The 26,297-nt window shown below is 64.2% G+C and carries 28 protein-coding genes, 2 pseudogenes and 1 riboswitch; of the genes and pseudogenes, 12 read left to right on the top strand and 18 right to left on the bottom strand.

All coding sequences use genetic code 11. The features are described from left to right. Window positions 1-37: 37 nt before the first annotated feature. The 4 genes from ACFQDL_RS20560 to ACFQDL_RS20575 all read right to left on the bottom strand — a co-directional run bounded on the left by ACFQDL_RS20560 (window position 38) and on the right by ACFQDL_RS20575 (window position 2,448). Window positions 38-226: a hypothetical protein gene (locus ACFQDL_RS20560; protein ID WP_379910646.1), complete on the bottom strand. Its 189-nt coding sequence runs from the start codon at window positions 224-226 to the stop codon at window positions 38-40. Continuing rightward, window positions 219-539, bottom strand: a complete 321-nt coding sequence (locus ACFQDL_RS20565; protein WP_379910647.1) for a hypothetical protein — start codon at window positions 537-539, stop codon at window positions 219-221. The genes ACFQDL_RS20560 and ACFQDL_RS20565 overlap by 8 nt, the downstream gene beginning before the upstream one ends. A gap of 531 nt (window positions 540-1,070) precedes the next feature. Continuing rightward, window positions 1,071-1,823, bottom strand: coding sequence for a DUF1571 domain-containing protein (locus tag ACFQDL_RS20570; protein WP_379910648.1), 753 nt, complete (start codon window positions 1,821-1,823; stop codon window positions 1,071-1,073). Between the two features lie 289 nt (window positions 1,824-2,112). Further along, entirely contained in the window at window positions 2,113-2,448 is a 336-nt protein-coding gene (locus ACFQDL_RS20575) for a putative quinol monooxygenase (RefSeq protein ID WP_379910649.1), read from the bottom strand. A gap of 80 nt (window positions 2,449-2,528) precedes the next feature. Here ACFQDL_RS20575 and ACFQDL_RS20580 point away from each other — a divergent pair, with 80 nt between their 5' ends. Further along, window positions 2,529-2,660 carry a hypothetical protein gene (locus ACFQDL_RS20580; RefSeq protein ID WP_379910650.1) on the top strand — a complete coding sequence of 44 codons (132 nt, stop codon included), beginning with the start codon at window positions 2,529-2,531 and terminating at the stop codon, window positions 2,658-2,660. Window positions 2,661-2,765: 105 nt separating this feature from the next. Beyond that, a complete protein-coding gene (locus ACFQDL_RS20585; protein WP_379910651.1) occupies window positions 2,766-3,557 on the top strand; it encodes a helix-turn-helix domain-containing protein in 792 nt (263 codons plus the stop codon). On the opposite strand, the gene ACFQDL_RS20590 is transcribed toward ACFQDL_RS20585, so the two are convergent. From ACFQDL_RS20590 to ACFQDL_RS20625, 8 genes are all read right to left on the bottom strand, one after another. Next, window positions 3,543-4,136 (bottom strand): LysE family translocator, encoded by a 594-nt coding sequence (locus tag ACFQDL_RS20590; RefSeq protein WP_379910652.1) that lies wholly within the window; start codon window positions 4,134-4,136, stop codon window positions 3,543-3,545. The genes ACFQDL_RS20585 and ACFQDL_RS20590 overlap by 15 nt on opposite strands. A 178-nt stretch (window positions 4,137-4,314) precedes the next feature. Then, window positions 4,315-5,430 carry a DUF1513 domain-containing protein gene (locus ACFQDL_RS20595; protein ID WP_379910653.1) on the bottom strand — a complete coding sequence of 372 codons (1,116 nt, stop codon included), beginning with the start codon at window positions 5,428-5,430 and terminating at the stop codon, window positions 4,315-4,317. A 4-nt stretch (window positions 5,431-5,434) separates the two neighbouring features. Next, a complete protein-coding gene (locus ACFQDL_RS20600) occupies window positions 5,435-6,475 on the bottom strand; it encodes an imelysin family protein (RefSeq protein WP_379910654.1) in 1,041 nt (346 codons plus the stop codon). Between the two features lie 17 nt (window positions 6,476-6,492). Next, window positions 6,493-7,668, bottom strand: a complete 1,176-nt coding sequence (locus tag ACFQDL_RS20605) for a di-heme oxidoreductase family protein (RefSeq protein WP_379913217.1) — start codon at window positions 7,666-7,668, stop codon at window positions 6,493-6,495. Continuing rightward, window positions 7,557-7,943, bottom strand: a complete 387-nt coding sequence (locus tag ACFQDL_RS20610) for a hypothetical protein (RefSeq protein ID WP_379910655.1) — start codon at window positions 7,941-7,943, stop codon at window positions 7,557-7,559. The genes ACFQDL_RS20605 and ACFQDL_RS20610 overlap by 112 nt, the downstream gene beginning before the upstream one ends. Window positions 7,944-8,010: 67 nt before the next feature. Beyond that, window positions 8,011-8,178 carry a hypothetical protein gene (locus tag ACFQDL_RS20615; RefSeq protein WP_379910656.1) on the bottom strand — a complete coding sequence of 56 codons (168 nt, stop codon included), beginning with the start codon at window positions 8,176-8,178 and terminating at the stop codon, window positions 8,011-8,013. Next, on the bottom strand, window positions 8,172-9,278 hold the full coding sequence (locus ACFQDL_RS20620; protein WP_379910657.1) for an imelysin family protein: 1,107 nt from the start codon (window positions 9,276-9,278) through the stop codon (window positions 8,172-8,174). The genes ACFQDL_RS20615 and ACFQDL_RS20620 overlap by 7 nt, the downstream gene beginning before the upstream one ends. A 161-nt stretch (window positions 9,279-9,439) precedes the next feature. Further along, window positions 9,440-10,456 carry an AraC family transcriptional regulator gene (locus tag ACFQDL_RS20625; protein ID WP_379910658.1) on the bottom strand — a complete coding sequence of 339 codons (1,017 nt, stop codon included), beginning with the start codon at window positions 10,454-10,456 and terminating at the stop codon, window positions 9,440-9,442. A gap of 293 nt (window positions 10,457-10,749) precedes the next feature. On the opposite strand from ACFQDL_RS20625, the gene ACFQDL_RS20630 reads away from it, so the two are divergent. The 9 genes and pseudogenes from ACFQDL_RS20630 to ACFQDL_RS20670 all read left to right on the top strand — a co-directional run bounded on the left by ACFQDL_RS20630 (window position 10,750) and on the right by ACFQDL_RS20670 (window position 20,510). Further along, the gene (locus ACFQDL_RS20630) at window positions 10,750-11,214 is read left to right on the top strand and encodes an enoyl-CoA hydratase-related protein (RefSeq protein WP_379910659.1); all 465 of its coding nucleotides are present in this window, start codon (window positions 10,750-10,752) and stop codon (window positions 11,212-11,214) included. A 95-nt stretch (window positions 11,215-11,309) separates the two neighbouring features. Continuing rightward, a complete protein-coding gene (locus ACFQDL_RS20635) occupies window positions 11,310-12,893 on the top strand; it encodes a 3-hydroxyacyl-CoA dehydrogenase NAD-binding domain-containing protein (protein WP_379910660.1) in 1,584 nt (527 codons plus the stop codon). Window positions 12,894-13,025: 132 nt separating this feature from the next. After that, a riboswitch (cobalamin riboswitch) is annotated at window positions 13,026-13,262 on the top strand. Window positions 13,263-13,396: 134 nt separating this feature from the next. After that, entirely contained in the window at window positions 13,397-15,232 is a 1,836-nt protein-coding gene (gene btuB / locus ACFQDL_RS20640) for a TonB-dependent vitamin B12 receptor (protein WP_379910661.1), read from the top strand. Further along, the gene (locus ACFQDL_RS20645) at window positions 15,226-15,810 is read left to right on the top strand and encodes a hypothetical protein (protein ID WP_379910662.1); all 585 of its coding nucleotides are present in this window, start codon (window positions 15,226-15,228) and stop codon (window positions 15,808-15,810) included. The genes btuB and ACFQDL_RS20645 overlap by 7 nt, the downstream gene beginning before the upstream one ends. Beyond that, window positions 15,807-16,406: a cob(I)yrinic acid a,c-diamide adenosyltransferase gene (cobO, locus tag ACFQDL_RS20650; protein ID WP_379910663.1), complete on the top strand. Its 600-nt coding sequence runs from the start codon at window positions 15,807-15,809 to the stop codon at window positions 16,404-16,406. The genes ACFQDL_RS20645 and cobO overlap by 4 nt, the downstream gene beginning before the upstream one ends. 9 nt (window positions 16,407-16,415) lie before the next feature. After that, the gene (bluB, locus tag ACFQDL_RS20655; RefSeq protein ID WP_379910665.1) at window positions 16,416-17,060 is read left to right on the top strand and encodes a 5,6-dimethylbenzimidazole synthase; all 645 of its coding nucleotides are present in this window, start codon (window positions 16,416-16,418) and stop codon (window positions 17,058-17,060) included. A gap of 54 nt (window positions 17,061-17,114) precedes the next feature. Further along, window positions 17,115-18,022 (top strand): annotated as a pseudogene (gene cbiB, locus ACFQDL_RS20660) (adenosylcobinamide-phosphate synthase CbiB). Then, window positions 18,015-18,956, top strand: coding sequence for a threonine-phosphate decarboxylase CobD (cobD, locus tag ACFQDL_RS20665; RefSeq protein WP_379910666.1), 942 nt, complete (start codon window positions 18,015-18,017; stop codon window positions 18,954-18,956). The pseudogene cbiB and the gene cobD overlap by 8 nt, the downstream one beginning before the upstream one ends. Before the next feature lie 97 nt (window positions 18,957-19,053). Continuing rightward, window positions 19,054-20,510 (top strand): annotated as a pseudogene (locus ACFQDL_RS20670) (cobyric acid synthase). A 228-nt stretch (window positions 20,511-20,738) separates the two neighbouring features. Here ACFQDL_RS20670 and ACFQDL_RS20675 read toward each other — a convergent pair. The 4 genes from ACFQDL_RS20675 to ACFQDL_RS20690 all read right to left on the bottom strand — a co-directional run bounded on the left by ACFQDL_RS20675 (window position 20,739) and on the right by ACFQDL_RS20690 (window position 23,541). After that, window positions 20,739-21,140, bottom strand: a complete 402-nt coding sequence (locus ACFQDL_RS20675; RefSeq protein WP_379910667.1) for a DUF2956 domain-containing protein — start codon at window positions 21,138-21,140, stop codon at window positions 20,739-20,741. Between the two features lie 55 nt (window positions 21,141-21,195). Further along, the gene (locus ACFQDL_RS20680) at window positions 21,196-21,954 is read right to left on the bottom strand and encodes an alpha/beta hydrolase (RefSeq protein ID WP_379910668.1); all 759 of its coding nucleotides are present in this window, start codon (window positions 21,952-21,954) and stop codon (window positions 21,196-21,198) included. A 46-nt stretch (window positions 21,955-22,000) separates the two neighbouring features. Further along, window positions 22,001-22,552, bottom strand: coding sequence for a hypothetical protein (locus ACFQDL_RS20685; RefSeq protein ID WP_379910669.1), 552 nt, complete (start codon window positions 22,550-22,552; stop codon window positions 22,001-22,003). Between the two features lie 248 nt (window positions 22,553-22,800). Further along, window positions 22,801-23,541 carry a sulfite exporter TauE/SafE family protein gene (locus ACFQDL_RS20690; protein WP_379910670.1) on the bottom strand — a complete coding sequence of 247 codons (741 nt, stop codon included), beginning with the start codon at window positions 23,539-23,541 and terminating at the stop codon, window positions 22,801-22,803. Window positions 23,542-23,672: 131 nt separating this feature from the next. Between ACFQDL_RS20690 and ACFQDL_RS20695 the strand changes: the two genes are divergently transcribed. Next, window positions 23,673-24,632, top strand: coding sequence for an NAD(P)/FAD-dependent oxidoreductase (locus tag ACFQDL_RS20695; RefSeq protein ID WP_379910671.1), 960 nt, complete (start codon window positions 23,673-23,675; stop codon window positions 24,630-24,632). Window positions 24,633-24,879: 247 nt separating this feature from the next. Here ACFQDL_RS20695 and ACFQDL_RS20700 read toward each other — a convergent pair whose 3' ends face one another. Both ACFQDL_RS20700 and ACFQDL_RS20705 read right to left on the bottom strand, forming a co-directional pair. After that, window positions 24,880-25,983, bottom strand: coding sequence for a M20 family metallo-hydrolase (locus tag ACFQDL_RS20700; RefSeq protein ID WP_379910672.1), 1,104 nt, complete (start codon window positions 25,981-25,983; stop codon window positions 24,880-24,882). Continuing rightward, entirely contained in the window at window positions 25,980-26,117 is a 138-nt protein-coding gene (locus tag ACFQDL_RS20705; RefSeq protein WP_379910673.1) for a hypothetical protein, read from the bottom strand. Before ACFQDL_RS20705 ends, ACFQDL_RS20700 begins: the two co-directional genes overlap by 4 nt. Window positions 26,118-26,297 lie beyond the last annotated feature (180 nt).

Consider the following 26,297-nt stretch of genomic DNA (forward strand, 5'->3'; position numbering starts at 1 on the left):
ACCCGTTCGCCAACGGCACCGGCAGTGCCGCCACGCCCTAAACGTCGATTTCAATCGCTTTCAGCCAATATGTTTGCTTGTGACCGCCGGCTGCGAGATCGCGTTGTCTGGCCTCTGCGTCCGATCGACTGTCAAAGGTTTCGACCAGGAACTCGTTGCCGTTGTCGTCAAGGCGCCAAAGCTCGTACTTGCGTGCGACAGGCTGATTTGTGGGGTCTTTATTCAATCCGTTCACCGGTAAACCGATCGCGCCCGTGCCAATAAGGACAGGCCGGGCACTCCTCGCCGTCGGGGTAGTCTATGCCTTCTTCATGCGGGCAGCCGATGATGGCATCGACCATGACCACGGACCTGACCTTGTTCCGCTTGAGGAACCTGTCGATTTCGTTGATCACAGTGGTTTTAAACCGGATATCGACGCCATCTTCGGACCGCCAGCGCTCGAGTAGCCGCGCATCCTGGCCTTCTCCATCGACGATGCCCACTGCGATCTTGGTGGCAAGGGTTCGGTTGGGCCCGTAGAAGGCGACGGTGGCCACCGGATAGCCGCGAAAGCCCCGGTTTGCCCTTTTTGGCGATCGAACTGTTCTTCGAGAGCATGGCTTCGCTCCAGAATCCTTGTCACTTCACATACCGCTGCGGCGGCCGGTCCATCCGGGCTGGCAGGGCTGTTGGCTATGAGGGTACTATAGCCAAATTGCACTGCATCCTTTGGCCGGTGGCGGCAAAAATTAACCCGGCGGGTTAATACATGAAGCAGGGATGCTACATCATTGGCCGCAGGCCAATGCGAACGCCACAAAAGCCAGCATGTCCGCGCACTTGCGCCCGCTTTTGTGGCGTCGCTGACAAATAGGCAGGGAGCCTATTTGTCAGCCAGGTTACTAATAACTTCGGCTAAGAATGCGAGGACTGGTTACGGCTGTGGATTCAATCGGTGAATCGTCATAACGCTACGTTGAGGTGTGAGTAACGCGATGCCATTGCGCCCCTTGTGCAACGATGGCTCTATCATACGACGCTATCAGGTCGGATCGCGGAAATAGGTATACTGTCCCCGGAACTCTGACTCAAAAGTCATACTCAGGATTCTTTGGGTCGAAGTCGGCGTCTGACAGACGCGCGTCAAGGTTCAGGTTCTCGTATCCGTAGTTCTCGATGAGCTGGCCGTCCCGATCATAGACTCTGATCCTTAACAGAATTTTGCTCTCGACATCCTGGTTGATAACAAACTGTGCGCCGTCGTAGTCTTCCGCATTCTCATAGGGTATGTCTATTACCATGACCTGCGTGTCCCTGCCGTAGATATTTTCTTTTCCGCGTTCGGTGAACCTGAGCACACCGGCCTTGATCGCCTTGCGCATATTTATCGCAACGGTTTGCAAGAGGAAGCCAACCCCTGTACTGGTGACCGGGCGAAGCTCATTTTCCATGAGTTCCGGATCATTGGGATCGAGATTGCGGACGATAAAGCTGAAAAATCCGCCCCTATGCGCCTTGATTCTGTCTTTATTCCAGCCCACTACGTACAGTAACTCGCTCCCCTTGTAGGGTTCTGTCACCCATTTCATGTACAGGGAATATGGCTTTTTTCTGAATTTGAGGAATATGTTCTCTTCGTCAAGGAGTTCGCCCGCTATCCGTTGCTGTTTATGAAAGATGGCGGTGTAACTTTCGACTCTGTCGTAGGCAGCCTCTGACTCCACGAGCCACTTCTCAGCATCGGCTTCTACGATTTCACCGCCGTTCGCGGCCATGACGGTGATTACGAACAACACTGAACAGATGATCCGGGGAAAAGAGTTTTTTACAATCTTGTCCATGTCTAATACATCCGCCGCCGAACAGTTTAGCCATAATATTTCAATACTAGGCTTGATTGATTAATAAAACAGTTTTTAGTGAGGTCTCCGACCTCATAATATTTATTAGAAGGTATGCCTTTAATCTTCCTCGAACTATCTGGGCTATATTTAAGCATCTGATTTAAAAGGATAATAGCCGTCCATTGAACTTTTACTCCTTATATAATCGGACCCCGCCTGTCCCCGGGAGGGGACGGATCAGGCGCCACCCTGCAGTGTACACCCGGGGTGGCGCGTGCCGGCTGACTCAGGCGAAATCCTCCGGCTCGTCGGTGTAGACGCAGACGTTCCAGGCCTGGGCCAGACCGTCATCCGCTTCGCAGTGGCGGCTGAAAAACTCGGTGATCTCCCGGCGCTGGCAGTGCTGCTCGAAGGCGGCCATATCACGCCAGATCTCATGGAAGACGATCGGGTAGCTTTCGCCCTCGGCGAAGGGGCTGGTGATCCTGCGTGTCACGCGGTACTGGATACAGCCATCTTCACGCAGGGTATTGGGTTCGAGCGACTGCAGCACGGTAAAGAGTTCTCGCTCCTTGCCGGGGCGGGGCTTGAACTGGGCGGTGCAGTAGACGAGCGAGGACATGCGCGGGCTCCTGTTTGAGCATCGATAAAAGTGAACAGAGTATAACGCGTACCGCTATTGACGGGGCCGTGCTATGGTCCATGGTGCTGTCCGCAAGAAGCGCCGACCTGAAGCTCATCCCGTTCCTCGAAACCTGGGCCCAGATCGACTACAAGAAGGCGGTTCAGCGCATTCGACGGGTGATTGGCCAGCTTGAACAGTCTGCCGACTGACCTCGACGATGGCATGGAACTTCAGCGTCAAATTCTGCAAAAAAACGACAGGTCCGATAGGTTATGACAGGCTCTAGCAAACCCCTATTCTGGCGGGACTCGCGTATGCCGTACCTGGAGCTGCGCAAGGTCGGCGACGGACGCAAGGTCTGCTATGCGCCGCACAGCCATACGCATTGCTCCCTGGGCGCCATCACCGAGGGCAAGAGCACCTTTCTTTACCGTGATGACCGCTACGAGGTGAGTGCCGGGACCCTCGTGCTGATGAACCCGGACTGGGTTCACGCCTGCAACCCCATCGATAACCAGCCCTGGGCCTACCTGATGCTCTACGTCGACACCGACTGGTTGACGCAGCTGCGCTACGAAGCCGGGCTGCTGGATACGCCTCGCTGGCAGAATATCGCCAACGCCGTCATCCCGGATGCCAGCTGGTATGAGGGATACGTCCAGATGGCGGACTGTCTTCTGGATCCGCAACGGGACCTGCTGGACAAGCAGACGGAAGCGGTTGCCTACCTTTCGGCCCTGATGCACGAGCTGGCAGGCAAGTCGGTACGGTCTCTTCCTAAAACACCGAAGATGCTGCAGGCCGTGGCGAATTATCTGGACGAGCATGCGACCGAGGAAGTGTCGCTGGATACGCTGTGTGATCGCTCCGGCTACAGTCCCGGTCATCTCATCCGTGCCTTCAGGCAGCATTTCGGACTCACGCCCCATGCCTATCAGATCAATCGCCGGATCCAGTTCGGCCAGCAGGAGCTGAAGGATGGCAAGCCCATCGTCGAGGTCGCGCTGAACGCGGGCTTCAATGACCAGCCGCATTTCCAGCGGACCTTCAAGCGGCTGGTTGCCGCCACCCCGAACCAGTACCGTAAATCCCTAGTCGAGCAGTAGATAGGCACAGCTGGCCGCGAGCAGTGCTGCCAGTGTCCGGTTGGTCACCGTCAACACTGCTGGCTTTTCGATGTACCGGCGCAGGAAGGCGCCGGCGTAGACCCAGCTTCCCAGGGACAGCCAGCAGATGGGCAGATAGAGGGCGGCGAATACGGCGAGCTGCTGCAGGTCGTTACCGCTGACGTAGGCGCCGATGCCCGAGGCAGAGGCCAGCCATGCCTTGGGATTGAGCCATTGCATCAGGGCGCCGGTCATGAATCCCGGTGCCGTTTCGGCCTCGCCTTCCGGAAGACGGCCGTCAGCTCGTACCAGCCTGAAACTCAGGTAAAGCAAAAAGGCGACGCCGGCCCAGCGCAACGCCGTATCGAGTCCGGGCACGAGCGTCAGTATCGAATAGAGCCCGAGACCCACGGCCACAAACAGGGCGATAAAGCCCAGAGTGGCGCCGGTGACGAAGATCAGCCCCCGGGAAAGGGGATAACGGGTACCGCAGCTCAGGCATACCAGGTTTACGGGACCCGGTGAAATGGAAGCCGCCAGGGCAAAGGCCGACATCGGCAAAATCATTGTAAGGCTCATCGTCATCCTCCTGGGTGATAATGGCCGAAGTCTGCAATAGCGGTTGCTCGAGGTATTGAAAAAAATTGCGGTACTTCCCGCTCGAGTCCGAGCGGTTTCAAGATTCCATTCTCATACGACTTGGCCGACATCGCTGCATCGAGGCCGGAACCCGGCGTTCAGAACTCCCCTCTCTCGGTCAGGTGACGACCATATGGTTGTCCCAGCGCTGCTGGTTTGCATAGCGGTCGGGCAGGGGCTGCCAGCTGCCGTCTTCCGGGCAGTAGCTGGTGACGCCGCCGGCACCGGAGCTGATCAGGAAGGTCGCCGGCAGGCTGTCGCGGTAGAGTCCGCAGCCGTCACTGTAGGTGACGGGGGCTGCCCAGCGGCCCTCCCGGCGATCGTAGAAATAGATGCGGCTGCCGCGCGGCGCACTCATTGCCAGCCAGCGGCCCTCGCTGTCCCAGGCGACGCTGCCGAGGTAGTTGTGGTGGATGCCGGGACTTTCCGGCAGGCTCAACAGCTCGAGGGCCTCGTCGCCGGGCCGGTGCAGCACCAGCAACGGGACTTCCTGCGTTTCCGGGCCCTGGTATTGCAGTACGCTGGCGACCTGGCCGTCCGGGCTGATCGACAGATGGCGAATGCTGAGCTGGTGCAGGCTCTCCGGCATGGCGAAGCTGCCGATGAGGTCTCCGGTCTGGCTGTCCAGGTAGCTGAGGTTCGGCTGCATGCTGTCGAGGTTGAGCTTGTCGCGGCCTGCGTCCGGATGGGTGAGAATGCCGCCGTTGGCCACCACCAGGGTACCGTCGGGGTGCATCAGCAGTTCATGGGGGCCGATACCGCCGCTGCTCCACTCGCCATGGCGTACCAGTTGGTCGCCCTGGCGGCGCCAGACACCGATAACGCCGCGCTGGCCGTCGAAGTCGTTCTCGGTGGTGAACAGGGTGTCGCCGTCGGGGCCGAAGGCGGCATGGCCGCAGAAACGGCGGCCGGCCGCGTTTTCGAGGCGCTGCAGCCGCGCGCCGTCCGGCAGGCTGTAGAGCTCGACAAAGGAGCCCGGCCGGCGGGCGACGACGGCGCAGCGCCGGCCGTCGGGGGAGACGCCAATGCCGTGTGCGCGATCCGGCAGCGGATGGCGAAAACGCAGTGCGCCCATCTCGTCGATGGCGCTGAAGAAATGCCGCCCCGCCTCGTCGTCGCTGGCCGAGAGCAGCAGCGGCCCGCTCCCGGGTATCGCGCGTACGGCGGGTGCCAGTACTGTACCGGCACCGAGCAGCAGAGCCTGGGTCAGCAGGTTTCGTCTGGACAGGGGCATACCGTCAGTCTCCGTCTCGGCTGTTGAACCCGAGGCTGATGCCGAGCGCACCGCTGACATCGCCGGCCAGCAACTCCTGCAGCGAGTCGACGTTGGCCTGGAGCATCATCAGCTTGCCGCGGGCGGAGCGGTTCTCGACCGCGCTTTCCAGCGGCTGGTCGAGATGCTCGAACAGCTGGTTGGTGGCGAACAACTGGGCGCGCAAGACTTCGGCCACGCCGCTGTCCTGTTCGGCGATCAGGTCCAGCAGGCCGGGCTGGTTGCCGCTGCCCTCGAGCATCGCTTCGATAAAGTCGAGGTTGGCGCGGATATTGGCAAGGGACTGCTCGCTGCGCCAGGATTCTGCACGGCGTGCGCGGGCGTGTTCCGGGTCCGAGCCCAGTGGCATGGCGATCTTCTGCTGGCTGACGATCTGGGCGATCTCGTCCATGCTCTTGAGCAGCAGGCGGACGCCGCCTCGCGGATCCGGGGCCCGTCGCCACTGTTCGACGAAGGTGGGCCACTCGTCGGCAATCTGCCGTGCCATGCGTGCGCTGTTGCCGGCGATGGCCGAGGCGAGATGACAACTGTAGCTGAGTGGCGCGACGGGCGAGTCGTCGAACAACAGCCGTTCCAGCGCACTGAGGCCGCTGACGCCGATGCTGGCATTGTCGAAATAGCCGGCGTCAAGGCTGGCGGGGTCGGCATCGGCAATCAGGGTTCGCAGCTGCCGCGAGGCGATATCCTTCTTGTCCGGCCAGAAGTAGAGTGCCGGGTGGCGGTTGCCGGCGGCGGCCGGCCCCCAGTTGATCGCCTGCAGGTACATCCAGTCGTGCAGCGTTGCACGGTATTGCGCCTGAAGCGTCGGGTAGTCGCCGCCGCTGGCCTGGCAATACCGATCGAGATCCTGCGCCAGCGTCTGGCTGCTTTCGGCAAAGCGGCTGTAGGCCGGTGCCAGTATCTGCTTGCCCAGAGCCAGGGACAGCGCGCGCTCCCGTTCGGGATCCGGGGCGGCCTGTGTCAGGCTGCCGAGCAGCGAGAGCGTCAGGGTGATGCCTGTGAGCAAAGAAGTTCCGCGGGTCGTCATAGAGAATCCAGGAAAACGAGTAACTGCCGGCGCGCTTTCGCGTCCAGCGCCATCAGGTTCTGCTTTGCCGCTTGCGCCTCGCCGCCGTGCCAGAGCGCGGCTTCGAGCGGTGTGCGGGCGCGGCCGTCATGGAGATAGCCGCTTTTCGGATTGAGTGCTTTCGCCAGGCCCAGCCCCCAGAGCGGCGCGGTACGCCATTCACTGCCGCGGGCGCGGTATTCCTCGTGGCCGTCGGCCAGGTCCGGCCCCATATCGTGCAACAGGAGGTCGCTGTAGGGCCAGATCGACTGGCCGGCCAGCGGCGCTTCGGCGTCCCTGGCGGTGCGCAGGTTCGGGGTATGGCAAGCGCTGCAGCCGATGCGGTTGAAGACGGCTTTTCCCGCCTGCACGTCCGGTTGCTGCGCGTCCGGGCGCACCGGTGGCGCGAGGTGACGGCTGTAGAACAGGATGCTGTCGGTGACGGCGCGGGCGGCCTCGAGGTTGTCCTGCGCGGCGGTGTTGCCGTGCGGCGCCTGCCGGCAATCCGACTGGGCCGGCATGCAGTCGCCGAAGGGCACCGGGAAAAGCGCGTTGCCGATGCCGATATCGCCGGCCAGCGCGCTGTCGTTCTGGTCGGCCAGGGTGCCGTTGCCGGCTTTCCAGCCGAAGCGGCCGGCAACCACGCGCTGCTCGCGCTGGCTCCAGACTCGGTTGAGACGGCCGGAGATGCCGTCGCCGTTGCGGTCTTCGGTGTCTTCCAGAGCGAGCAGGGCACTTTCCGGGACCGCCTCCAGCAATCCGAGGCCGATCATCGGCGGCGCCAGACGGGGCGACAGGTTCAGCCCGGCGGCGACGGGTCCGTAGCCCGGCTGCAGGATCCGGTAGCGGGGCCTGCGCAGATGCACTTCGCTGCCATCGGCCAGATGCACGACCTCGTCGCTGTATTCGACGCCCAGCCGGCCTTCCGCCGGGACATTCTGCACGCTGAAATTCTGCAACTGGCGCCCGTACACCGGATCCGGCACGTTCGCCAGAATGCCGGCCTCCATTTGCCGCCGTTGTTGCGGGTCCGGCACCACGCTCAGGCGCAGGAACAGCGAAACGGCATTGCCCTCCGCCGAGGCCGGCGGGTGACCGCGGCCGTTGTGCAGGTGACAGCCGGCGCAGGCGCGGGCGTTGAACAGCGGTCCCAGACCGTCGCTGGCGGTGGTGGAGGAGGGGAGGCGACCCAGAGTTTCTCGAACAGGCTCTTGCCGACGTGAAAATCCAGCCGTTGCTCGAACGGCAGGGTGGCGGAGGGCTGCGAAAAGGCATCGCGCGGCCGTCCGACGGGCTGGCTGGTGCTACCGCCCGGATACTCCTCGCCCGGCTGATAGCGGCTGGCCGCCTGCAGCGGAGCCGTTAGTGACAGCGAGATCATCGTGATGGCCAGGGCGGTAGCCGTGGCCCTGTTGTCAGGCGCGTGCATCCAGGGTCTGCTGTACCGAAAAATAAAAGCCCGAACGGCATTTGCGATCCGGGCTCCCGGGCCGGGATTACTGAACGGCGGACGGATTGTCGAGGCTGTCGGAGCCCTCGATATTGATATCGCCGCTGCCGATCACCCTGACCGCCCGCTCCAGCGAACGGGTCTGGTCGGTCAGGCCGTCGACGAAGTTCTGCACCAGCTGGTTGCCGCTGTCGTTGCCGGCGGCGATCAGCACATCGAATGTCTGCCCCTGGAGGCGGCATCGACCATCGCCTGGGCGGCCTGCTGGGTGGCCTCCAGCCTGGCGAGGATCTCCTTGTCCAGCCCGGGTTCGGCACCGCTCAGCAACTGCGAAAGGCTGGCGCCGTTGACTTTGGTGCCGTCGATGCGGCTGTACTCGCCGCGGTAGACGTTCTGGATGCCCTTGGCATCGTAGAAATGGGACCAGTGGGTGTTGTCGGAGAAGCAGTCATGCTCCTCTTCCGGATCGTGCAGCATCAGGCCGAGCTTGGTGCGCTCGCCGGCCAGCTCGCCGTAGGAGAGGGAGCCCATGCCGGTGAGCATGGTAGCCAGGCCGCCGGCCTCGCCCTTGTCCATTAGCGCCTGGCGGGCAGCGCCGTCTTCGGCCCAGCTGGTCGCCATCTCCTGCAGGTCGTCGATCAGCAGTTCGGTGGATACTTTCAGGTACTGGCCGCGACGGTCGCAGTGGCCGCCGGTGCAGTTGGCCCTGTCGTAGTCGCTTGCCGGGCGATTGCCGGCGCCCGGTTGGGTGCCGTTCAGGTCCTGGCCCCAGAGCAGGAACTCGATGGCGTGATAGCCGGTGGCGACGTTCGCTTCGACTTCCTCCGCTTCGTGCAGGCTCCGCAGCAGCGCCTTGTCGATGGTGGCCGCGTCCAGCGCCTCGCCGTTCAGGGTCAGGTTGGGGTTGGCGATGACGTTGGCGGTATAGAGCGGATTCTCGTCGGACGCTTCGCCGTAACGGTCGGTGGCGACATAGTCGATCAGACCCTCGTCCAGCGGCCAGGCATTGACCTTGCCTTCCCACTCGTCGACCAGTTCGTTGCCGAAACGAAAGACCTCGGTCTGCTGATAGGGCACACGAGCCGAGATCCAGGCATCGCGCGCAGCCTTCAGGTTTTCTTCGGTCGGGGATTCGAGCAGGGTGTCGATCCTGTCCAGCAGGGCTTTGGCGCTGATCAGGCTGTCTTCGTAACTGGCCTGGGCAATATTGGCATAGTTTTCCAGGACGGCTGACGGGGAGACGGTTTCGGCAGCATGGGCCGGCGTGAGGCTGTACAGGCCGACGGCCAGTGCGACGAGAGTGGGTCTGAACATGCGAGGGCTCTCTTGTTATCGGTGAAGGTGAGCAAGAGTCTAATGGTAATGATAATGCTTATCAACTAAAGAAGGTTTGCGGTTAACAGTTAACAGTTAACAGTTAACAGATCACAGTGACGCCTCACGCGATGGTGGAATTCGCTTCGCTCATTGCCACCCTACTCACTCGCAGCCGTCTTCCGGTAGGCGCTGGGAGCGACGCCGGTCCAGTGCTTGAAAGCCCGGGTAAAGGCCGATGGCTCCGAGAAGCCCAGGGTGCGGGCAATGGCGGCGACCGGCTCCGAGGGCTGGCTGAGCAGGTGGATGGCGGTATCGCGTCGAAGGCCGTCCTTGATGTCCTGGAAACTGGTGCCCTCATCGGTTAGCTTGCGGCGCAGCGTGCGGGTGGTGGTATGCATCGCTGTGGCAATCTCTTCCATGGTGGCGGTGGCCAGTGAATCGCTCTGTTCCAGCTGATCGAGCACGCGCCGGGTGAAGATCGGGTAGTAGGCCTGACGGCTGAACCAGTCGAGCGGAGCGCGGTTCATGTAGGTCCGCAGGTTCGAGGGCGTCTGCACGATCGGCGCGTTGAGCAGCTCGCGACTGAACTCGAAGCCGTCGCAGGCCTGGTCATATTCCACCGGTGCCGGAAACATCAGCCGGTACTCGGCCGCATGCCCGGGGCGTGAAAAACTGAAGGAGATGCGGCGCAGCGGAATGCGGCGACCTATCATCCAGCTGGGAAATCGATGCCAGATCAGCAGCAGGAATTCGCACAGGGTATGATCCGGGTCCAGTTCCGGGCGGGCCAGTGTCAGGCTCAGGCGCGCGACGTCGCCGTCCTCCTCGAAACGGAACTGCACGGCTTCCGAGACCAGGTTGTAGAAGTGGCAACTGCGCCGGTAGACGGACCTCAGCGTACTGCCATGGAGGGCCTGGCGGGCCATCAGCGGAAAAATGCCGAACCGGCTGGGGCGGCTGCCCAGGCAGACGAACTCGTCGTCGCTCAGGCGCCAGGCCTCCTGCACGAGCGTACTGAGCTGATATGGCGTGATGCGCACCTGGGCATTGTGCAGCAGCCTGCGGTGCAGCCCGGCCCGTTGCAGGATCGGGTCGCAGTCGTAGCCGCGGCGTTCGAGACCGGCCAGGAAGGTGCGGGCGTAGTGGACCGAGATGGAGTGGCGGGGCGATGTCATGTCCGTATCGGGCAGGTCAGGGGAGCGGGTTCAGGCTTGGTGCCAGGGACAGTGTAACCCCGATGTCCGATTATGTTAATCATTCGGCTCTTATGGTCATTGCCGTGTTTCGGTGGCTGCTGCAGACTGGCGGGCCGACGGTGGCTGCAACCTGAAGGGTCGCTCCGCCGGATTTTTCGCGCTGGCGCCGGGCGCGGCTGCACCCCGTTGAAGTAGCCTCTGTCGGGGGCTGTCGCTGCCCGGTCGCAGCCGAAACGACAAAACGAATTGACGCTTGAGGGTAGGTGGTGAGCATGATGTATGAAGGACAGACTGTCAGTTTGCAGATCCTGGAGTCGGGCATCGCCGAACTGGTCTTCGATGCCCGGGCGGCATCGGTCAACTCGCTGACCAGTTCGGCTTTCGATGAGCTCGGGGCCGCACTGCAACAGCTCCGGGGCGCCACCGGTATCCGCGGTCTGCTGATCAGCAGCCGCAAGTCGAACTTCATCGTCGGTGCCGATATTCCGGAGCTGGCCCGTCGCTCCCGCCAGGAGCCTGCAGAACTTGCAGCCTGGATGGACGCTGTGCACGAGCTGCTGTGCGAGATCGAAGCCCTGCCTTACCCGACCGTGGCCGCGGTCAATGGCCTGGCCCTGGGGGGCGGATTCGAAGTCGCGCTGGCCGCGGATTTTCGCGTGCTGGCGGCCGATGGCCGGGTCGGGTTGCCGGAAGTCAACCTCGGGCTCTTCCCGGGCTGGGGGGCACCGTACGCCTGAGCCGACTGCTCGGTGCCGAGATCGCGCTGCAGTGGATCCTCGGCGGCAAGCCGCAGAAAGCCGATATCGCGCAGGCCTTGGGAGCCGTCGATGCGGTGGCCGAGCCGGCCGAGCTTAAAACCCGCGCCCTCGAGCTGCTGCGCGAGCAGATTGGCAGACCCGCGGACCTGCGCGCCATCCGCGCCCGCAAGCAGGATCCGCTGGTGGCCAGCGATGCACTGCACCAGCAGCTGGCGGCGCTGGAACAGCAGTTCGGTACCGGATTGAATCCGAATTTTGAAGCGGGTCCGACGGCGCTGGCGCTGATCCTGAGGCATATCACGCTGCCGTTCCGGGACGCCCTGGCCGAAGAGCGCAACGCCTTTATCGAGTTGCTCCAGCGCGACTCGGCTCGCAGCCTGGTCGGACTTTTCCTCAATGACCAGGTGCTCAAGCGCAAGGCGAAACAGGCGCAGCAGCAGGCCCGTGCCGTCAGCCGGGTCGGAGTGCTCGGTGCCGGCATCATGGGCGGCGGCATCGCCTTTCAATCGGCCAGCACCGGCACGCCGGTGCTGATGAAGGATATTCGTGACGAAGCGCTCGAACTTGGACTGAAGACCGCCGGCAAGCTGCTCGACCGCCAGGTCGAGAAGGGGCGTCTGGATCAGGCCGGCAAGGAAAAGGTGCTGGCTGCGATCGAGCCGACGCTGGAATACGACGGTTTCGACCAGGTCGACCTGGTGGTCGAGGCGGTGGTCGAGAACGCTGCAATCAAGGCCGGTGTGCTGGCCGATGTCGAACGGGCTCTCGAGCCCGGCGCGATCCTGACCTCCAATACTTCCACCATTTCGATCGACCGCCTGGCGAAAAGTCTGCAGCGGCCGCAGCAGTTCTGTGGCATGCACTTCTTCAACCCGGTGCATCTGATGCCGCTGGTGGAGGTGATCCGTGGCCGTGAAACCAGCGAAGAGACCCTGGCGACCGCGGTGGCCGGTGCACTGTCGATGGGCAAGACCCCGATTGTCGTCAACGACTGCCCGGGCTTTCTGGTCAACCGTATCCTGTTCCCCTATTTCAACGGTTTCAACCGCCTGCTGCTGGACGGCGTCGACTACCAGCGCATCGACCGGGTGATGGAGGGCTTCGGCTGGCCGATGGGGCCTGCCTACCTGATGGATGTGATCGGCCTCGATACCTGCGTCCATGCCGACCGGGTGATGATCGAGGGTTTCCCTGAGCGCATGGGTCATGATGGACCCTGCATCGCCGACCACCTGGTCCAAGCCGGCAGTCTGGGGCAGAAGAGCGGACGCGGTTTCTACGCCTACGGCGTCGACGAAAGCGGACGCCGTACCCGCGAACCCTCCGCGCAGGCGCAGCAACTGATCGATGCGGCGAAGGGGCCGGCGGTGGAACTGAGCGACCAGGATATCCTTGACCGGATGATGATCCCGATGTGCCTGGAGGCGGTACGCTGTCTCGAGGACGGCATTGCCGAAACGGCCGCCGAAGTCGATATGGGGCTGATCCTGGGGCTGGGCTTCCCGCGCTTCCGAGGCGGTGCGCTGCGCTATATCGACAGCCTGGGCCTGCAGACCTTCTGCGAGCGGGTCGAGCGTCATGCCGGCAGCGGCCCGCTCTACCGGGTGACCGACGGCCTGCGCCAGCGGGCCGGGAAGGGCGAAACCTTTTTCGACTGACCCCTGCATTGATCGCGGCACCGTAGGGTGCTGGTGAGCAACGCGAACCGCACCGACTTCATATCGGTGCGGTTCACTCCGTTCACCGGCACCCTACGTCTCCCCCTTTGCTTTCCAGCCCAGGCGCCTCTACAATGCGCGCCTGCTTCTGGTACCCCTGCGCCCTGCGCCCGGGTTTAATCGGGAAGTCGGTGCGCCTGCGATCGACAGGCAATGCCGACACTGCCCCCGCAACGGTAGACGAGATTCGATTCAGCGAAATGCCACTGTGGCCCATTGAAAAACGGTCATGGGAAGGTGCTGCATCGGGACAGCTTTCGGGGCTGTCCGCTCGTGAGTCCGGAGACCGGCCACAAGCGTTTCTGCCGGCGAAGCGGAGGGCTTCCGAGCGGCGCATTGAGGGACCGGTTTCGCCGGTGCCCTGTGCCGTCCATTCGATCCCTTCCCTCGTCGACCCTTTTTCTGTTGCCGTGCGGGTGAGCACGGGAAGGATCGTCATCAAAATGAAGAACACCACGCTTTCAGCCGCCGTGCTGCTGGGGTCTGCCGCCTGCCAGGCCGCGGCCGCGACCACCCTGAGTCCGGTCATCGTGACCGCGACCCGAACCGCCCAGACCGCCGATCAAACTCTGGCCTCGGTTACCGTCATTAGTCGCAACGATATCGAGCGCAGCCAGGCGCAACTGCTGCCGGAGCTACTGCGTGGTGTACCGGGACTGGCCCTGTCCAACAACGGCGGGCCCGGAAAGGCCACCTCCGTCTTTCTGCGCGGCACCAATTCCGATCACGTGCTGGTACTGATCGACGGAATCAAGGTCGGCTCCGCCACCGCCGGCACCACCGCTTTCCAGGACCTGCCTCTGAGCCAGATCGAGCGCATCGAGATCGTGCGCGGTCCCCGTTCGAGCCTGTACGGCTCCGAAGCCATTGGCGGGGTGATCCAGATCTTCACCCGCAAGGGGCAGGGCGAGCTCAGACCCAGGGCCAGTGTCACCCTGGGCTCCCACCAGACCCGGAGCGGCGATTTCGGGCTGTCTGCCGGCGGCGAGGCGGGCTGGTTCAACGCCGGCTTCAGTGCCCTGAACACCGAAGGGATCAATGCCTGTGATCCGGCCGCCGCGACGGCCTTCGCCGGCTGTTTCGCCGACGAGCCGGACAGGGACGGCTACCGCAACCGGGCGGCCTCGCTGCGGGCCGGGCGCCGGCTGAGCGACGATACCGAAGTTGCCTTCAACTGGCTGCGCACCGAGGGCGACTCCGAATTCGACGGCAACTTCCAGAACGAGTCCGAGTCCGGGCAGCAGGTGCTCGGAGTCAGTCTCGACAGCGCCCTGAGCGAGCATTGGCAGACCCGTCTGCAGCTCGGCCGCAGCTGGGACGAGTCCGACAACTTCAAGGACGGCGACTTCAGCAGCCGCTTCGATACCCGCCGCGACAGCGTCAGCTGGCAGAACGATATCGCCGTCGGCAGCACTGCGCTGCTGACGCTGGGGCTCGATTTTCAGCACGACGAAGTCAGCAGCACCGAAGACTTCGACGTCACCGAGCGTGACAACAGCGGCGCTTTCGCCCAGTACCAGTTCATGCTGGGCCGCCACGAGCTGATCGCCGCGTTGCGCCATGACGACAACGAGCAGTTCGGCAGCCAGGGCACCGGCAGTCTGGCCTGGGGCTACGACACCGCATACGGGGTACGGCTGACGGCCAGTTACGGCACGGCCTTCAAGGCACCGAGTTTCAACGAGCTCTACTTCCCCTTCTTCGGCAACCCCGATCTGGCGCCGGAGGAGTCCGAAACCCTGGAGTTCGGTATCGCGGCGCCGCTCGGCCAGGGCAACTGGGCGCTGAACCTCTACGAAACCCGGATCGACGACCTGATCGCCTTCGATGCTTCCATCATGGCGCCGGCGAACGTCGAATCCGCCCGGATCCGCGGGCTGGAGCTGGTGCTGCAGCAGCCGCTCGGCGACTGGGACCTGAACGGCAATCTGACGCTGCTCGACCCCGAGGACCGGGATACCGGCAACCGCCTGCCGCGGCGTGCCAGGCAGAGTCTGCAGCTCGACCTCGATCGCGATTTCGGCCGCTACGGCGTCGGCGCCAGCGTCCATGCCGTGGGCAAGCGCTACGACGACCTGGCGAACAGCCGCGAGCTGGACGGTTATGCGACCCTGGACCTGCGCGCCAGCTACCGCTTTGCCGCCGACTGGACGCTCGGTGCCAGGGCCGTCAATCTGTTCGACCGGGACTACGAGACGGCCTCTTTCTACGAGCAGGAGGGTCGCAGCTTCTACGCCACCCTCAGCTACGCCCCCGCTAAAGGACTGTCACCATGCTGAAACTCAGTTCCCGCGCCCAGCTAGGTCTGGGCCTGGGGCTGGCGCTGCTGATGCTCGCGAGCCGCGGGCACCACTTCGCCAGTCTCGAAAATCTGCCGAGCGCCTCCTGGGCGGTCTTCTTCCTGGCCGGTTTCTACCTGCGTTCTAAATGGGCCTTCCCGGCGCTGATGGTCGAGGCGGTGCTGCTGGATTTCGTGGCTATCGGCTTCCAGGGCGTCTCCGACTTCTGCGTCAGCGCCGCCTACCCGATGCTGCTGCCGGCCTACGGTTCGCTCTGGCTCGGCGGCCAGTGGTTCGCCCGCCGATACCGGCCGCAGTTGGCGACCCTGGTGCCGCTTTCGCTGGCGGTGCTGGTGGCCTCCAGCCTCTGTCAGCTGATCTCCAGTGGCAGCTTCTACTTCTTCTCGGGGCGTTACGCCGACCCGACGCTGGCGGAGTTCGGTCTGCGCCTGTTGCGCTACGGGCCGCGCAGCCTCGAATCCCTGGCGTTCTACATCGGCACCGCCGCGCTGCTGCATGCCGCCACTCTGGCTGCGCTTGGTCTGAAAACCACCGGCTCCACGGAGACAAAGACATGAACGATCGGCAGGAGCGCCACAAGGCGAGAATGCAGCGCAAGAAAGCGGTGGTCGACAAGGCCATCGCCCGTGCCGAAACGGTGCGCGGCATCGTGCTGGTGCTGACCGGCAACGGCAAGGGCAAGAGCAGCTCGGCCTTCGGCATGGTGGCCCGGGCCCTCGGCCACGGCCAGCAGGTCGGGGTGGTGCAGTTCATCAAGGGGGCCTTCAGCACTGGCGAAGAGGCATTCTTCCGCCGGTTGCCGGGTGTGCGCTACCACGTCATGGGTGAAGGCTTCACCTGGGAAACCCAGGACCGGGAGCGGGATAAGCGCGCCGCCGAAGCCGCCTTCGATATCGCCCGCGAAATGCTGGCCGACCCGGCGATCAACCTGGTGGTGCTCGACGAGCTCAATATCGCACTGAAATACGGATACCTGGCTCTGGAGACGGTGATCGAGGCGGTTCAGCGCCGGCCCGAGCGGCAGAATGTCGTCATTACCGGTCGCGGCGCGCCGGTGGAACTGATCGAGCTGGCCGATACGGTGACCGAGATGGGCGACGTCAAGCACGCTTTTCGCGCCGGCATCAAGGCGCAGCCCGGCATCGAGCTGTAGGCGCCGGACATGACGGAGTTTGTCTTCAGTGACGCGGAGCGCGAAGCGGTTTACCGGGTGATTCGGGAGCGGCGTGATATGCGGCATTTCAGGCCCCACCCGGTCGATCCCGAGGTGCTGGCCCGGCTTCTGGAGGCGGCTCACTGCGCACCGAGCGTCGGGCTGATGCAGCCCTGGCGCTTTGTCCGCATCCTCGATGCCGGCAAGCGGGCAGGAATTGCTGCGCTGGTGGAGCAGGAACGTGAGAGGACTGCGCAGGCGCTGGGGGAGCGGGAGGCAGAATTCCTGCGCCTCAAGGTGGAGGGCGTGCGCGAGTGCGGCGAACTGCTGGTGGTGGCGCTGATGGACAAGCGCGAGGATCATATATTCGGGCGCCGCACGCTGCCGGAAATGGACCTGGCATCGGTGGCCTGCGCCATTCAGAACCTCTGGCTCGCAGCCCGCGCCGAGGGGCTCGGCCTGGGCTGGGTATCGCTGTTCGATCCGCAGGCACTGGCCGAGCTGCTCGGGATGCCCTGCGGCAGCCGTCCGGTCGCGGTGCTTTGTCTCGGTCATGTCGATGCCTTCTACAGCAAGCCGATGCTGCAGCAGCAGGGCTGGGCCGAGCCGCGCCCGCTGTCGGAACTGCTGTTTACCGACGGCTGGGGGCAATAATCCCCGGATGAAGACGATAGCCGGAGGTCGTTCGCCTTGAACACGGCGCTGCTGATGCTAGCCGCCTGTGCGCTGGACTGGCGCCTGGGCGAACCGCCGTTACGCTGGCATCCGCTGGTCTGGTTCGGCCGGCTGGTGGACCGGGTGGAAGCCCGCTTTCGCGACAGTGAAAGTCCGCCCTGGCGCCAGCGGCTGCACGGCATCATCGCCTGGCTGCTGCTGCTCGGGCCCGCTGTTGCCCTGGCCGTGTTGTTGCGGCAGTGGCCCTGGGTCTATGGTTGCGCGTCGCTCCTCGGGCTCTATTGGGCGCTGGGGCTGCGCAGTTTGCACGATCATGCACAACCTGTAGTCGTAGCCTTGCAACAGCATAACGAACCTCAAGCCCGCGAATATGCTTCGAGAATAGTGAGTCGAGACGCTGCAACAATGGATATTGAAGGTTCGACGATCGAGTCGATTCTGGAAAACGGCCTTGATGCGGTCTTCGGTGCCCTGTTCTGGTTCGCGCTGGCCGGCCTGCCCGGCGTGGTGCTGTATCGCCTTGCCAATACGCTGGATGCACGCTGGGGTTATCGTTCCCCCGCTATCGGCATTTTGGCTGGGCCGCTGCCCGGCTCGACGATCTGCTGAACTGGGTGCCGGCCCGCTTGACGGCGGTCAGCTATGCGCTGCTGGGGCCCACCCGCCAGGCATTGCGCTGCTGGCGGCAGCAGGCAGCGGGTTGCGAGACCCCCAATGGCGGCCCGGTGATGGCGGCCGGTGCCGGCGCCCTGGGCATACGCCTGGGCGGGCCGACCCGCTACCGCGGCGAGTGGAAAGCCAAACCCTGGCTGGGCACCGGTTGCAAGCCGCAGGCGGCCGATATCCTGCGGGCACTGAAACTGGTCCGCAACAGCCTGCTGCTCTGGCTCGGGGTGGCGCTGATGGTCTCGGGGCATGAACTCTGGAATGGATATGCATGAATCTGCAAGCCCGCCGCAGCGCACGGCCGCCCAACAGGGCATGCGGGCGGATATGCTTGAGCATGGCGGCCGTTTGCGCGAAGCCTCGGCACGGTACGGCATTCCACTTGGAGACTGGCTGGACCTCTCCACTGGAATCAACCCCCGTGGCTTTGCGGTGCCGGCGCTGCCAGCGGCGTGCTGGACCCGGCTGCCGGAGGATGGCGATGGCCTGGAGGCCGCGGCCCGCACCTATTATGGCTGCCACGCGCTGTTGCCGGTGGCCGGCTCACAGGCGGCGATCCAGGCGTTGCCGCGGCTGAGGCCTCCTTGCCGCGTGGCGGTGATGGCACCGGGCTATCGCGAGCATGCCGAAAGCTGGCGACGCGCGGGGCACAGGGTCGAGGCACTTCGGGTCGAGCAGCTGCGGGCCGAGCTGCCGGACTGCGAGGTGCTGGTGCTGATCCATCCGGGCAATCCCGGTGGCGAGCGCTTCGGCCGCGACGAGTTGCTGGGCTGGCATCACCGGATGGCGGCGCGTGGCGGCTGGCTGGTGCTCGACGAGGCCTTTATCGACAGTACGCCGGAGCGGAGTCTGGCGTCCCTGGGCGGTCTGGCCGGGCTGATCGTGCTGCGATCGGTCGGCAAATTCTTCGGCCTGGCCGGTATCCGGGTCGGTTTCGTACTGGCCGAGACGGCACTGCTGTCCCGCTTGCATGAAGCGCTGGGGCCCTGGGCGATCGCCGGGCCGGCTCGCGAGGCGGCCCGTTTGGCGCTGCTGGACAAAGACTGGCAGCAGCAGGCGCGTACCCGCCTCGAGACCGGCAGCCGGTGCCTGAGGACGCTGCTGACCCGGTACGGACTGCCGCCTTCGGGGGCTGTGCGCTGTTTCAGTGGGTCCGGCTGGGCGGCGCCCGGACTGTCCATGAACAGCTGGCCGGGCAGGGGATCCTGACGCGATACTTTGAACGGCCGGCGAGCCTGCGCTTCGGTCTGCCGCCGGATGAAGCCGGTTGGTCCCGGCTGGAAACCGCCTTGAAGGAATTGACGCTATGAATGGCAAGACGCTGATGGTCCAGGGCACCACCTCCGATGCCGGCAAGAGCACCCTGGTGGCGGGTCTGTGCCGCGTGCTGGCGCGGCGGGGTATCGCGGTGGCGCCGTTCAAGCCGCAGAATATGGCGCTCAACAGTGCCGTTACCCTGGATGGCGGCGAGATCGGCCGGGCCCAAGCGGTCCAGGCTCAGGCCGCGGGCCTCGCGCCCCACACCGACATGAACCCGATCCTGCTCAAGCCCAATTCGGATACCGGCGCCCAGGTGATCGTCCATGGCAGGGCCATCGCCAATATGGAAGCGGCCTTTTATCACGACTACAAGCGGGTGGCGATGGAGGCGGTGCTTGCGTCCCACGACCGGCTCAGCCGGCAGTACCGGGCGCTGATCGTCGAGGGCGCCGGTTCGCCGGCCGAGATCAATCTGCGCGACCGCGACATCGCCAACATGGGCTTCGCCGAGGCGGTCGACTGCCCGGTGGTCCTGATCGCCGACATCGACCGTGGCGGCGTTTTCGCCCATCTGGTCGGTACCCTCTCGCTGCTGAGTGAATCGGAACAGGCCCGGGTCGCCGGCTTCGTGATCAACCGTTTTCGCGGTGATATCGGCCTGCTGCAGCCGGGGCTGGACTGGCTCGAAGCGCACACCGGAAAGCCGGTGCTGGGCGTGCTCCCTTACCTGCATGGCCTGCATCTGGAGGCCGAGGACGCGCTGCCGCGGGAGGTCGTACCGGCGACATCGGCACAGGGCTTTCGCGTACAGGTGCCGGCACTGCCCCATATCAGCAACCATACCGATTTCGACCCGCTGCGGCTGCATCCGCAGGTCGAGTTCGAATTCGTCGGGCCCGGTGCCGTGCTGGGGCCCGCGGATCTGATCCTGCTGCCCGGCTCCAAGTCGGTGCGCAGCGACCTCGACTGGCTACGCGCCCGGGGCTGGGAACCCCATATCCGTCGACACCTGCGCTACGGCGGCAAGCTGATCGGCATCTGCGGCGGCTACCAGATGCTGGGCCGCGCCGTGCACGACCCGTTGGGGATCGAGGGCCGGCCGGCAGCAGTGAGGGGCTGGGGCTGCTCGACCTGGAAACCCGGTTGGCCCCCGACAAGCAGCTGCGCAATGTGTCCGGCAGCCTGCTGCTGGACGGGGCTCCGGTGGAAGGATACGAGATCCATGCCGGTGTCAGCGAGGGCGCGGCGCTCGGGCGTCCGGCGCTGCGCCTCGGCGACCGCTTTGACGGCGCCATCAGCGCGGATGATCAGGTGCTGGGCACCTATGTCCATGGGCTCTTCGATGCCAGCGAGGCCTGCGACAGCCTGCTGCGCTGGGCCGGACTGGTGCAGGCCGCCACGCCCGATTACCGGCAGCTGCGCGAGGCGGGCATCGATCGTCTGGCCGATACCCTGGAGCAACATCTGGATATGACGGCGATCGACCGGCTGCTGGGGCTTTGAGTCTTGAGCCGGTGTTGGGTTTCGCGCCTTCGGCGCTCTACCCAACCTACGTAGGATGGCGGTCGACCGGCTGCAGGGGCTTCAGGTGTAGCGGGCGTGACGTTGGGTTTCGTTCGCATTGCCCCTTCTCACGTAGGGTGGCGTTAGCGGTGCAAAGGCAGGGACTTTCGGATATCGCATCGTTCGGGCGCCGCGTAACCCACCAAGTCGGGCGCAGCCCGACCGTTGTCAGAAGGGTTTGATAACGAAATAAGCGGCGAACAGGCACCAGGAAAGAATCAACAGAACCCACGGCAGGGGGCTTGTCCGGCGCTCCGGGGTAGATTCCGCTGTCGAAGTATCCGTCGCCTCTTCGTGCTTAGCCGCCTGTTTGCGTTCTTTGTCGACTGCCCGGGCTTTGGCCTTCTGCTGCTTCTTGTACTCGGCGATCCCCTTCTGAATCCCCTGGGCAATCAGCTTGGTCTGTTCCTTGGTCTGACCGGGGCGCTGTGTCGATCGTGCAATCTTCATTGCCTCGTCCTGGGTTTCGGGGACGCTGTCTGCTGTTTCGAATATCGGACCATGGGCGGCTCTTGGTTGGAGTTTGGCGGCCAGCGGATGATTATCCGGGCCGATGCCGGTGGGCGTCAATCGGCGCCCGTCTCGATAAAGCGTCGCAGTCCTTCGAGATAACGATCGCGCGAGATCAGAAAGCCCGTATTGTGGTCGCCTTCGATCGACAGCAAGGTCCGGGGGCGGACCCGATCCGGTACAGGCGTTCGGCGTGGCGAAAGGGCACGATCTCGTCGTCGCGGCTATGGATAATCAGTACCGGCGCCGTCACCCCCTGCAGGTACCGCGCCGTGTCGTAGCGGTAACGCACCAGCAGCCGAGCGGGCAGCCAGGGATAGAGTTCGGCGGCCATATCCGTGGCAGAGGTGAAGGCCGATTCCAGGATCAGGCCGCCGACGGAGTGCCGGCTCGCCAGCCGCGCCGCGACGGCGGCGCCGAGGGAGCGGCCGAACAGCAGAATCTTCGAGGCCGGCACGTTCAGCCGTCCAAGGAGATAGGCCAGCGCCGCCTCACCGTCCCGGTAAAGACCCCGCTCGTTGGGACTGCCGCTGCTCCGGCCGTAGCCGCGGTAGTCGATGATCAGCACCGAGAGCCCGAGTTCGTGAAAGAGTGCCAACGAATCCAGCCGGTGGGATATATTGCCGGCATTGCCGTGCAGGAACAGCAGCGTGGCGCTACCCGGTTCCCCCGGCAGGTACCAGCCGTGCAGTCGCTCGCCGTCGTCGGTGTCGATTTCGACATCCCGGTAGCGCAGCCCGATATCCGCCGGTGTCGCCACCAGTGCCTGGCTGGGCAGGTGGATCAGCCGGCCCTGAAACAGCCAGAGCAGAGCGACCAGCAGCAGGTAGCCGGCCATGATCAGTAGCAGCCACTGCATCAGGGTGCGGAACATCGGAAAGCAGTTTGTCTATCTATGCGGCTGGCCGCCTGGGCTGGTGTCACGGGGTCTCGTACCGGGTGCCATGTTGGAACAGCAGGGTGCCGTAGAAGATAAAAATATAGCCGAGCAGCTCCAGCGATTCCTGCACGCTGTTCTTCACCAGCGAGACGTGGCCGTTGGGCAGGACCTGATCCCAGAGCCCGCCCGTTCCCATCACGCGGCTGAAGAACAGCAGAATGGCGAGGCCGGCGAGTATGTAGTTGAACGGGACCGAGCCCGTCGCCGACGCCATGGCCGGCAGGATGGACCTGTGCTGAAAGGCGGCCAGTACAAGCGCAAACAGGGCCATCAGGGTGGCGGGATAGATCCAGAAGCCGTGGTCGATCAGGTCGAACAGGGCGTCCTGCTCGCGGATAATCATGCAGCTGAAAAAGCCTGCGACCAGGACGTAAAAGCCACGACCTGCAGGCCGGCGCGCCGCCAGGAGCCAGAAGATCGCGGTCGAGCCGAGCAGCAACAGCGTTTGGGACAGCTCGATGGCGCCGAACTCGGCTACCTCGTCGTCGAATACGACGGTGTCCAGCAGCAGGGCGAGGGGTGTCCAGAGCATGGCGAGCACCATCGCGAAGAAACGGATCAGGGCGCGAAGAACGACAGCTATATAGGTACGGTTTTGCATAAAAGGTAATGAATAGGCTCAGGCGAGGGGCCGTCGTCGGGTTTCCGGGGCAGTCGATATGCTTTGGGGGCGGCTGGTTGCGGGTCATTGGCCCTGCGTCCCGGCGTCTGCGTATCGATGTTGCAGCGCAGTATAACCGAGGGGCTGAAGGCAGGCGAGCGCGCCGGCACCCCTGTCGGCTAACGCAATAGAAAGATCAGCGTCATCAGCAGGCCGACGATGATCACGATGGCACGCACGATGCGTGGCGACAGGGCGCGGGCGATGCCGGCGCCGCTGTAACCGCCGATCGTGGCCGCCACCATCATCAGCAGCGCCTGGGGCCATTCGACGATGCCGGCGACGGCGAAGGCTGCGACCGAGATCGACGACAGCACGAACGACAGCAGGTTCTTCAGGCCGTTCATCAGATGCAGGCGCTGCATGCCGGCGGCGGCGAACTGCGCCAGCAGCATGATGCCGAGCCCGCCATTGAAATAGCCGCCGTAGACCGACACCGCCAGCAGCCCCGGCGCCATCGGCAAAGGCTCGCCGGAGCGGCGCAGCAGGGACATCAGCCGGTTGCCGAAGGCGAACAGCAGCGTTGCCGCCAGCAGCAGAAAGGGCACCACGAAGTCGAACACCTCGGCCGGCGTCACCAGCAGCAGCAGGGCGCCGGCGATGCCACCGGCCAGGCTCAGCAGACAGAGCCTGACCAGCTCTGAGGCGGTGAATTCACCGATTTCCCGTCGAAAGCCCAGGGCACCGCTGAGATAGCCCGGCAGCACGGCGACGGCACTGGTGGCGTTGGCCGCGATCGGCGGCACGCCGGCATAGACCAGCGCCGGAAAGGTCAGAAAGCTGCCGCCGCCGGCAATGGTGTTCAGCACCCCGGCGCAGTAGCCGGCCAGCATCAGCAATACGTAGTCGAAAATCGTCATCGGCGTCCTTCCGCGCAGGGTGGTCAAAGACTACCCGCGACATCCGTCACTGGCAATCGTCGGTGCTGTCCCGTGCTGATCTGTTTGAACTGTCGCGCCGTAGAGACATCTCTATATAGTGGAGGTGCTTTATGATCAACAGGCGGATTGCCATCGTCGGCGCGGGCCTGGCCGGTTCGGTGCTGGCGGAACGGCTGGCGGGCCAGGGGCACCTGGTTACGGTATTCGAGAAAAGCCGTGGCAGTGGCGGGCGCATGGCATCCGCCCGTATCGAGGCGGCTGTCTGCGACCTGGGTGTCCCCTGGCTGGAGGCACGCGGAGAGGACTTTCACGACTGGCTGCTGACCCTGGTCTTCGAGGGGGTGCTCGAGCCCTGGAACCCATGCCTCAGGGACTTCGACGGTGCGCCTTGCGAACAGCGCAACCTGTTCGTCGCCCGTGAAAGCAGCAGTGCACTGACCCGTCGGTTGCTGCACGGCGCCGGTCTTGATACCGGCGTTCGGGTCGGGCGCATCGACAGCATTGGCGATGGCGTCGAGCTTTTCGATGACAGTGCGCAAGCGCTTGGCCGCTTCGACTGGGCCTTCGTCGCGACGCCTGCGCCCCAGGCGGAGCCGTTGCTGGCGACGGTGCCTGCGTTGCGCCGGGCCGCGCAACGGATAGAGACCCGGCCGGCCTGGGTCGTGGCAGCGCAATGCGGCGTCAGCGATACCGCAGCCGATGTCTATAGCGGCGGTCATGGCTGCTTCGAACAGGTCGTCAACGAAGGCGCCAAGCCCGGACGCCAGCCCGGTTTGTGGAGGGTGCAGATGACGGCTGACTGGAGCCGGCGGCATCTCGACGCCGAGCCCGGCTGGGTCGTCGAGCAGGCGCGAAACGGGCTCGAGACCCTGCTCGGTACGCCGCTGGATGTCGGGGAAAGTCGTGCCCACCGCTGGCTCTACAGCCGCAATACCCATGCGGATCTTGGATGCGGTCTCGATCCTGCCGCCCGCGTCGGCGCCTGCGGCGACTGGCTGCAGGGCGGTGATGCAGAGGGCGCCTGGCACAGCGCCATGGCGCTGGCGGATGCGGTGGAGAACGTGAGTTAAGGTCACTCGGAAGTCGTGTTAATAAGCCGGCGAGTCAGGGCCTGACACTCGCCGCTCCTGCGCATCCATGCGCCCGCGGCATACTGTACATCCTGTACATAAAAAACCGCCCCAGAGGGGCGGCAAGAGTACAACGGCTTGAAGATCAAAGAGGCAGATTTCCGTTGATGTGCACAAAAGACTCCGGGATGGGCTTCCCGGAGCACCGTCCGGCCTGAAGCGGGTACGTGGCTTCAGGCCGGTTGGTTCAGAGGATCCCGGCTTCGTTGCGCATCACTTCGAAGAGGATCTGGGCGCCCGAGGCGATCTGTTCGGGCGTCGAGTATTCGGTTTCGTTGTGGCTGATGCCGCCGACCGATGGCACGAAGATCATCGAGGTGGGTGCCACTGTGGAGATGTTGACGGCATCGTGGCCGGCCCCGCTGGTCATCCGGCGGTAGCGGTAGCCGCTTTTGGCCACCACCTTCTCGACGGCCTCGATGCAGCCGCCATCGAAGGCGGTCGGCGGCGAATCCCAGATCCGCTCGACGCCGACCTCGACGCCGCATTCGCCGGCGATACGGTCGATCAGCGACTGCGCCTGCTGCTCCATCTCTTCCAGCCCCTCGAGGGTCGCGTTGCGCAGATCCAGGGTGAAGCTCAGATCCCCCGGGATGACATTGCGCGAGGCCTTTGGAATCTTCAGCTCGCCGATGGTGCAGCGTCCGTCCTGGTCGGCACGCGCCGACGCCAGCTCGATCAGTTCGCCGATCATCCGCGCGCTGGCGCCGAGGGCGTCCTTGCGGTAGTTCATCGGGGTCGGGCCGGCATGGGCCGAGACGCCCTTGACGCGGACATCGTACCAGCGCATGCCGAGGACGCCGGTGACCACGCCGATCTCCTCGTTCTCGCGCTCCAGCACCGGACCCTGTTCGATATGCAGCTCGAAGAACTTGTCGAACCTGCGTGCGCCGACCTCGATATCGCCGTCATAGCCGATTGCCGCCAGGGCATCGCCGAGGCGGATACCGTCGGCATCGGCCTGATCGAGGGCATAGTCGAGGCTGAACTTGCCGCTGTAGACGCCGGAGGCCACCATGGCCGGTGCGAAGCGCGAGCCTTCTTCATTGGTCCAGATAACCACTTCGATCGGACGGCGGGTACGTATGCCCTCGTCGTTGAGGGTTCGGATCACCTCGAGGCCGGCGAGGCAGCCGTAGATGCCGTCGAACTTGCCGCCGGTCGGCTGGGTATCGAGGTGGCTGCCGGTGGCGATCGGCAGTGCATCGGGATCGCTGCCGGGGCGGCGGGCGTAGATATTGCCGAGACGGTCGATGCCGATCTCGCAGCCGGCATCCCGGCACCATTTCACGAAGAGGTCGCGCCCTGGCGATCCAGTTCGGTCAAGGCCAGGCGGCAGCAGCCGCCGGCGTCGGTGGCGCCGATCCCGCCCATCTCCATCAGGCTGTTCCAGATGCGTTGGGCATTGATGTTCTGTGCAGACATGGCGTCTCCTCGTTCGAAATCGGGTTGTAACAGCAGGTAGATCGCTGGGTTGTCGGTCAATATAAGAGGCGCCCCGAGGGTTCCGCCATACCCACTCGGGGATAGCCCGAACCGGTGCCGGACCCGAAATACCTCCTGCGGCATATACAGGCGCCGGGCACTTCGACGTAGACTGGAGTT

This window comes from Marinobacterium aestuariivivens, assembly GCF_042661465.1.
Lineage (GTDB): Bacteria > Pseudomonadota > Gammaproteobacteria > Pseudomonadales > Balneatricaceae > Marinobacterium_A > Marinobacterium_A aestuariivivens.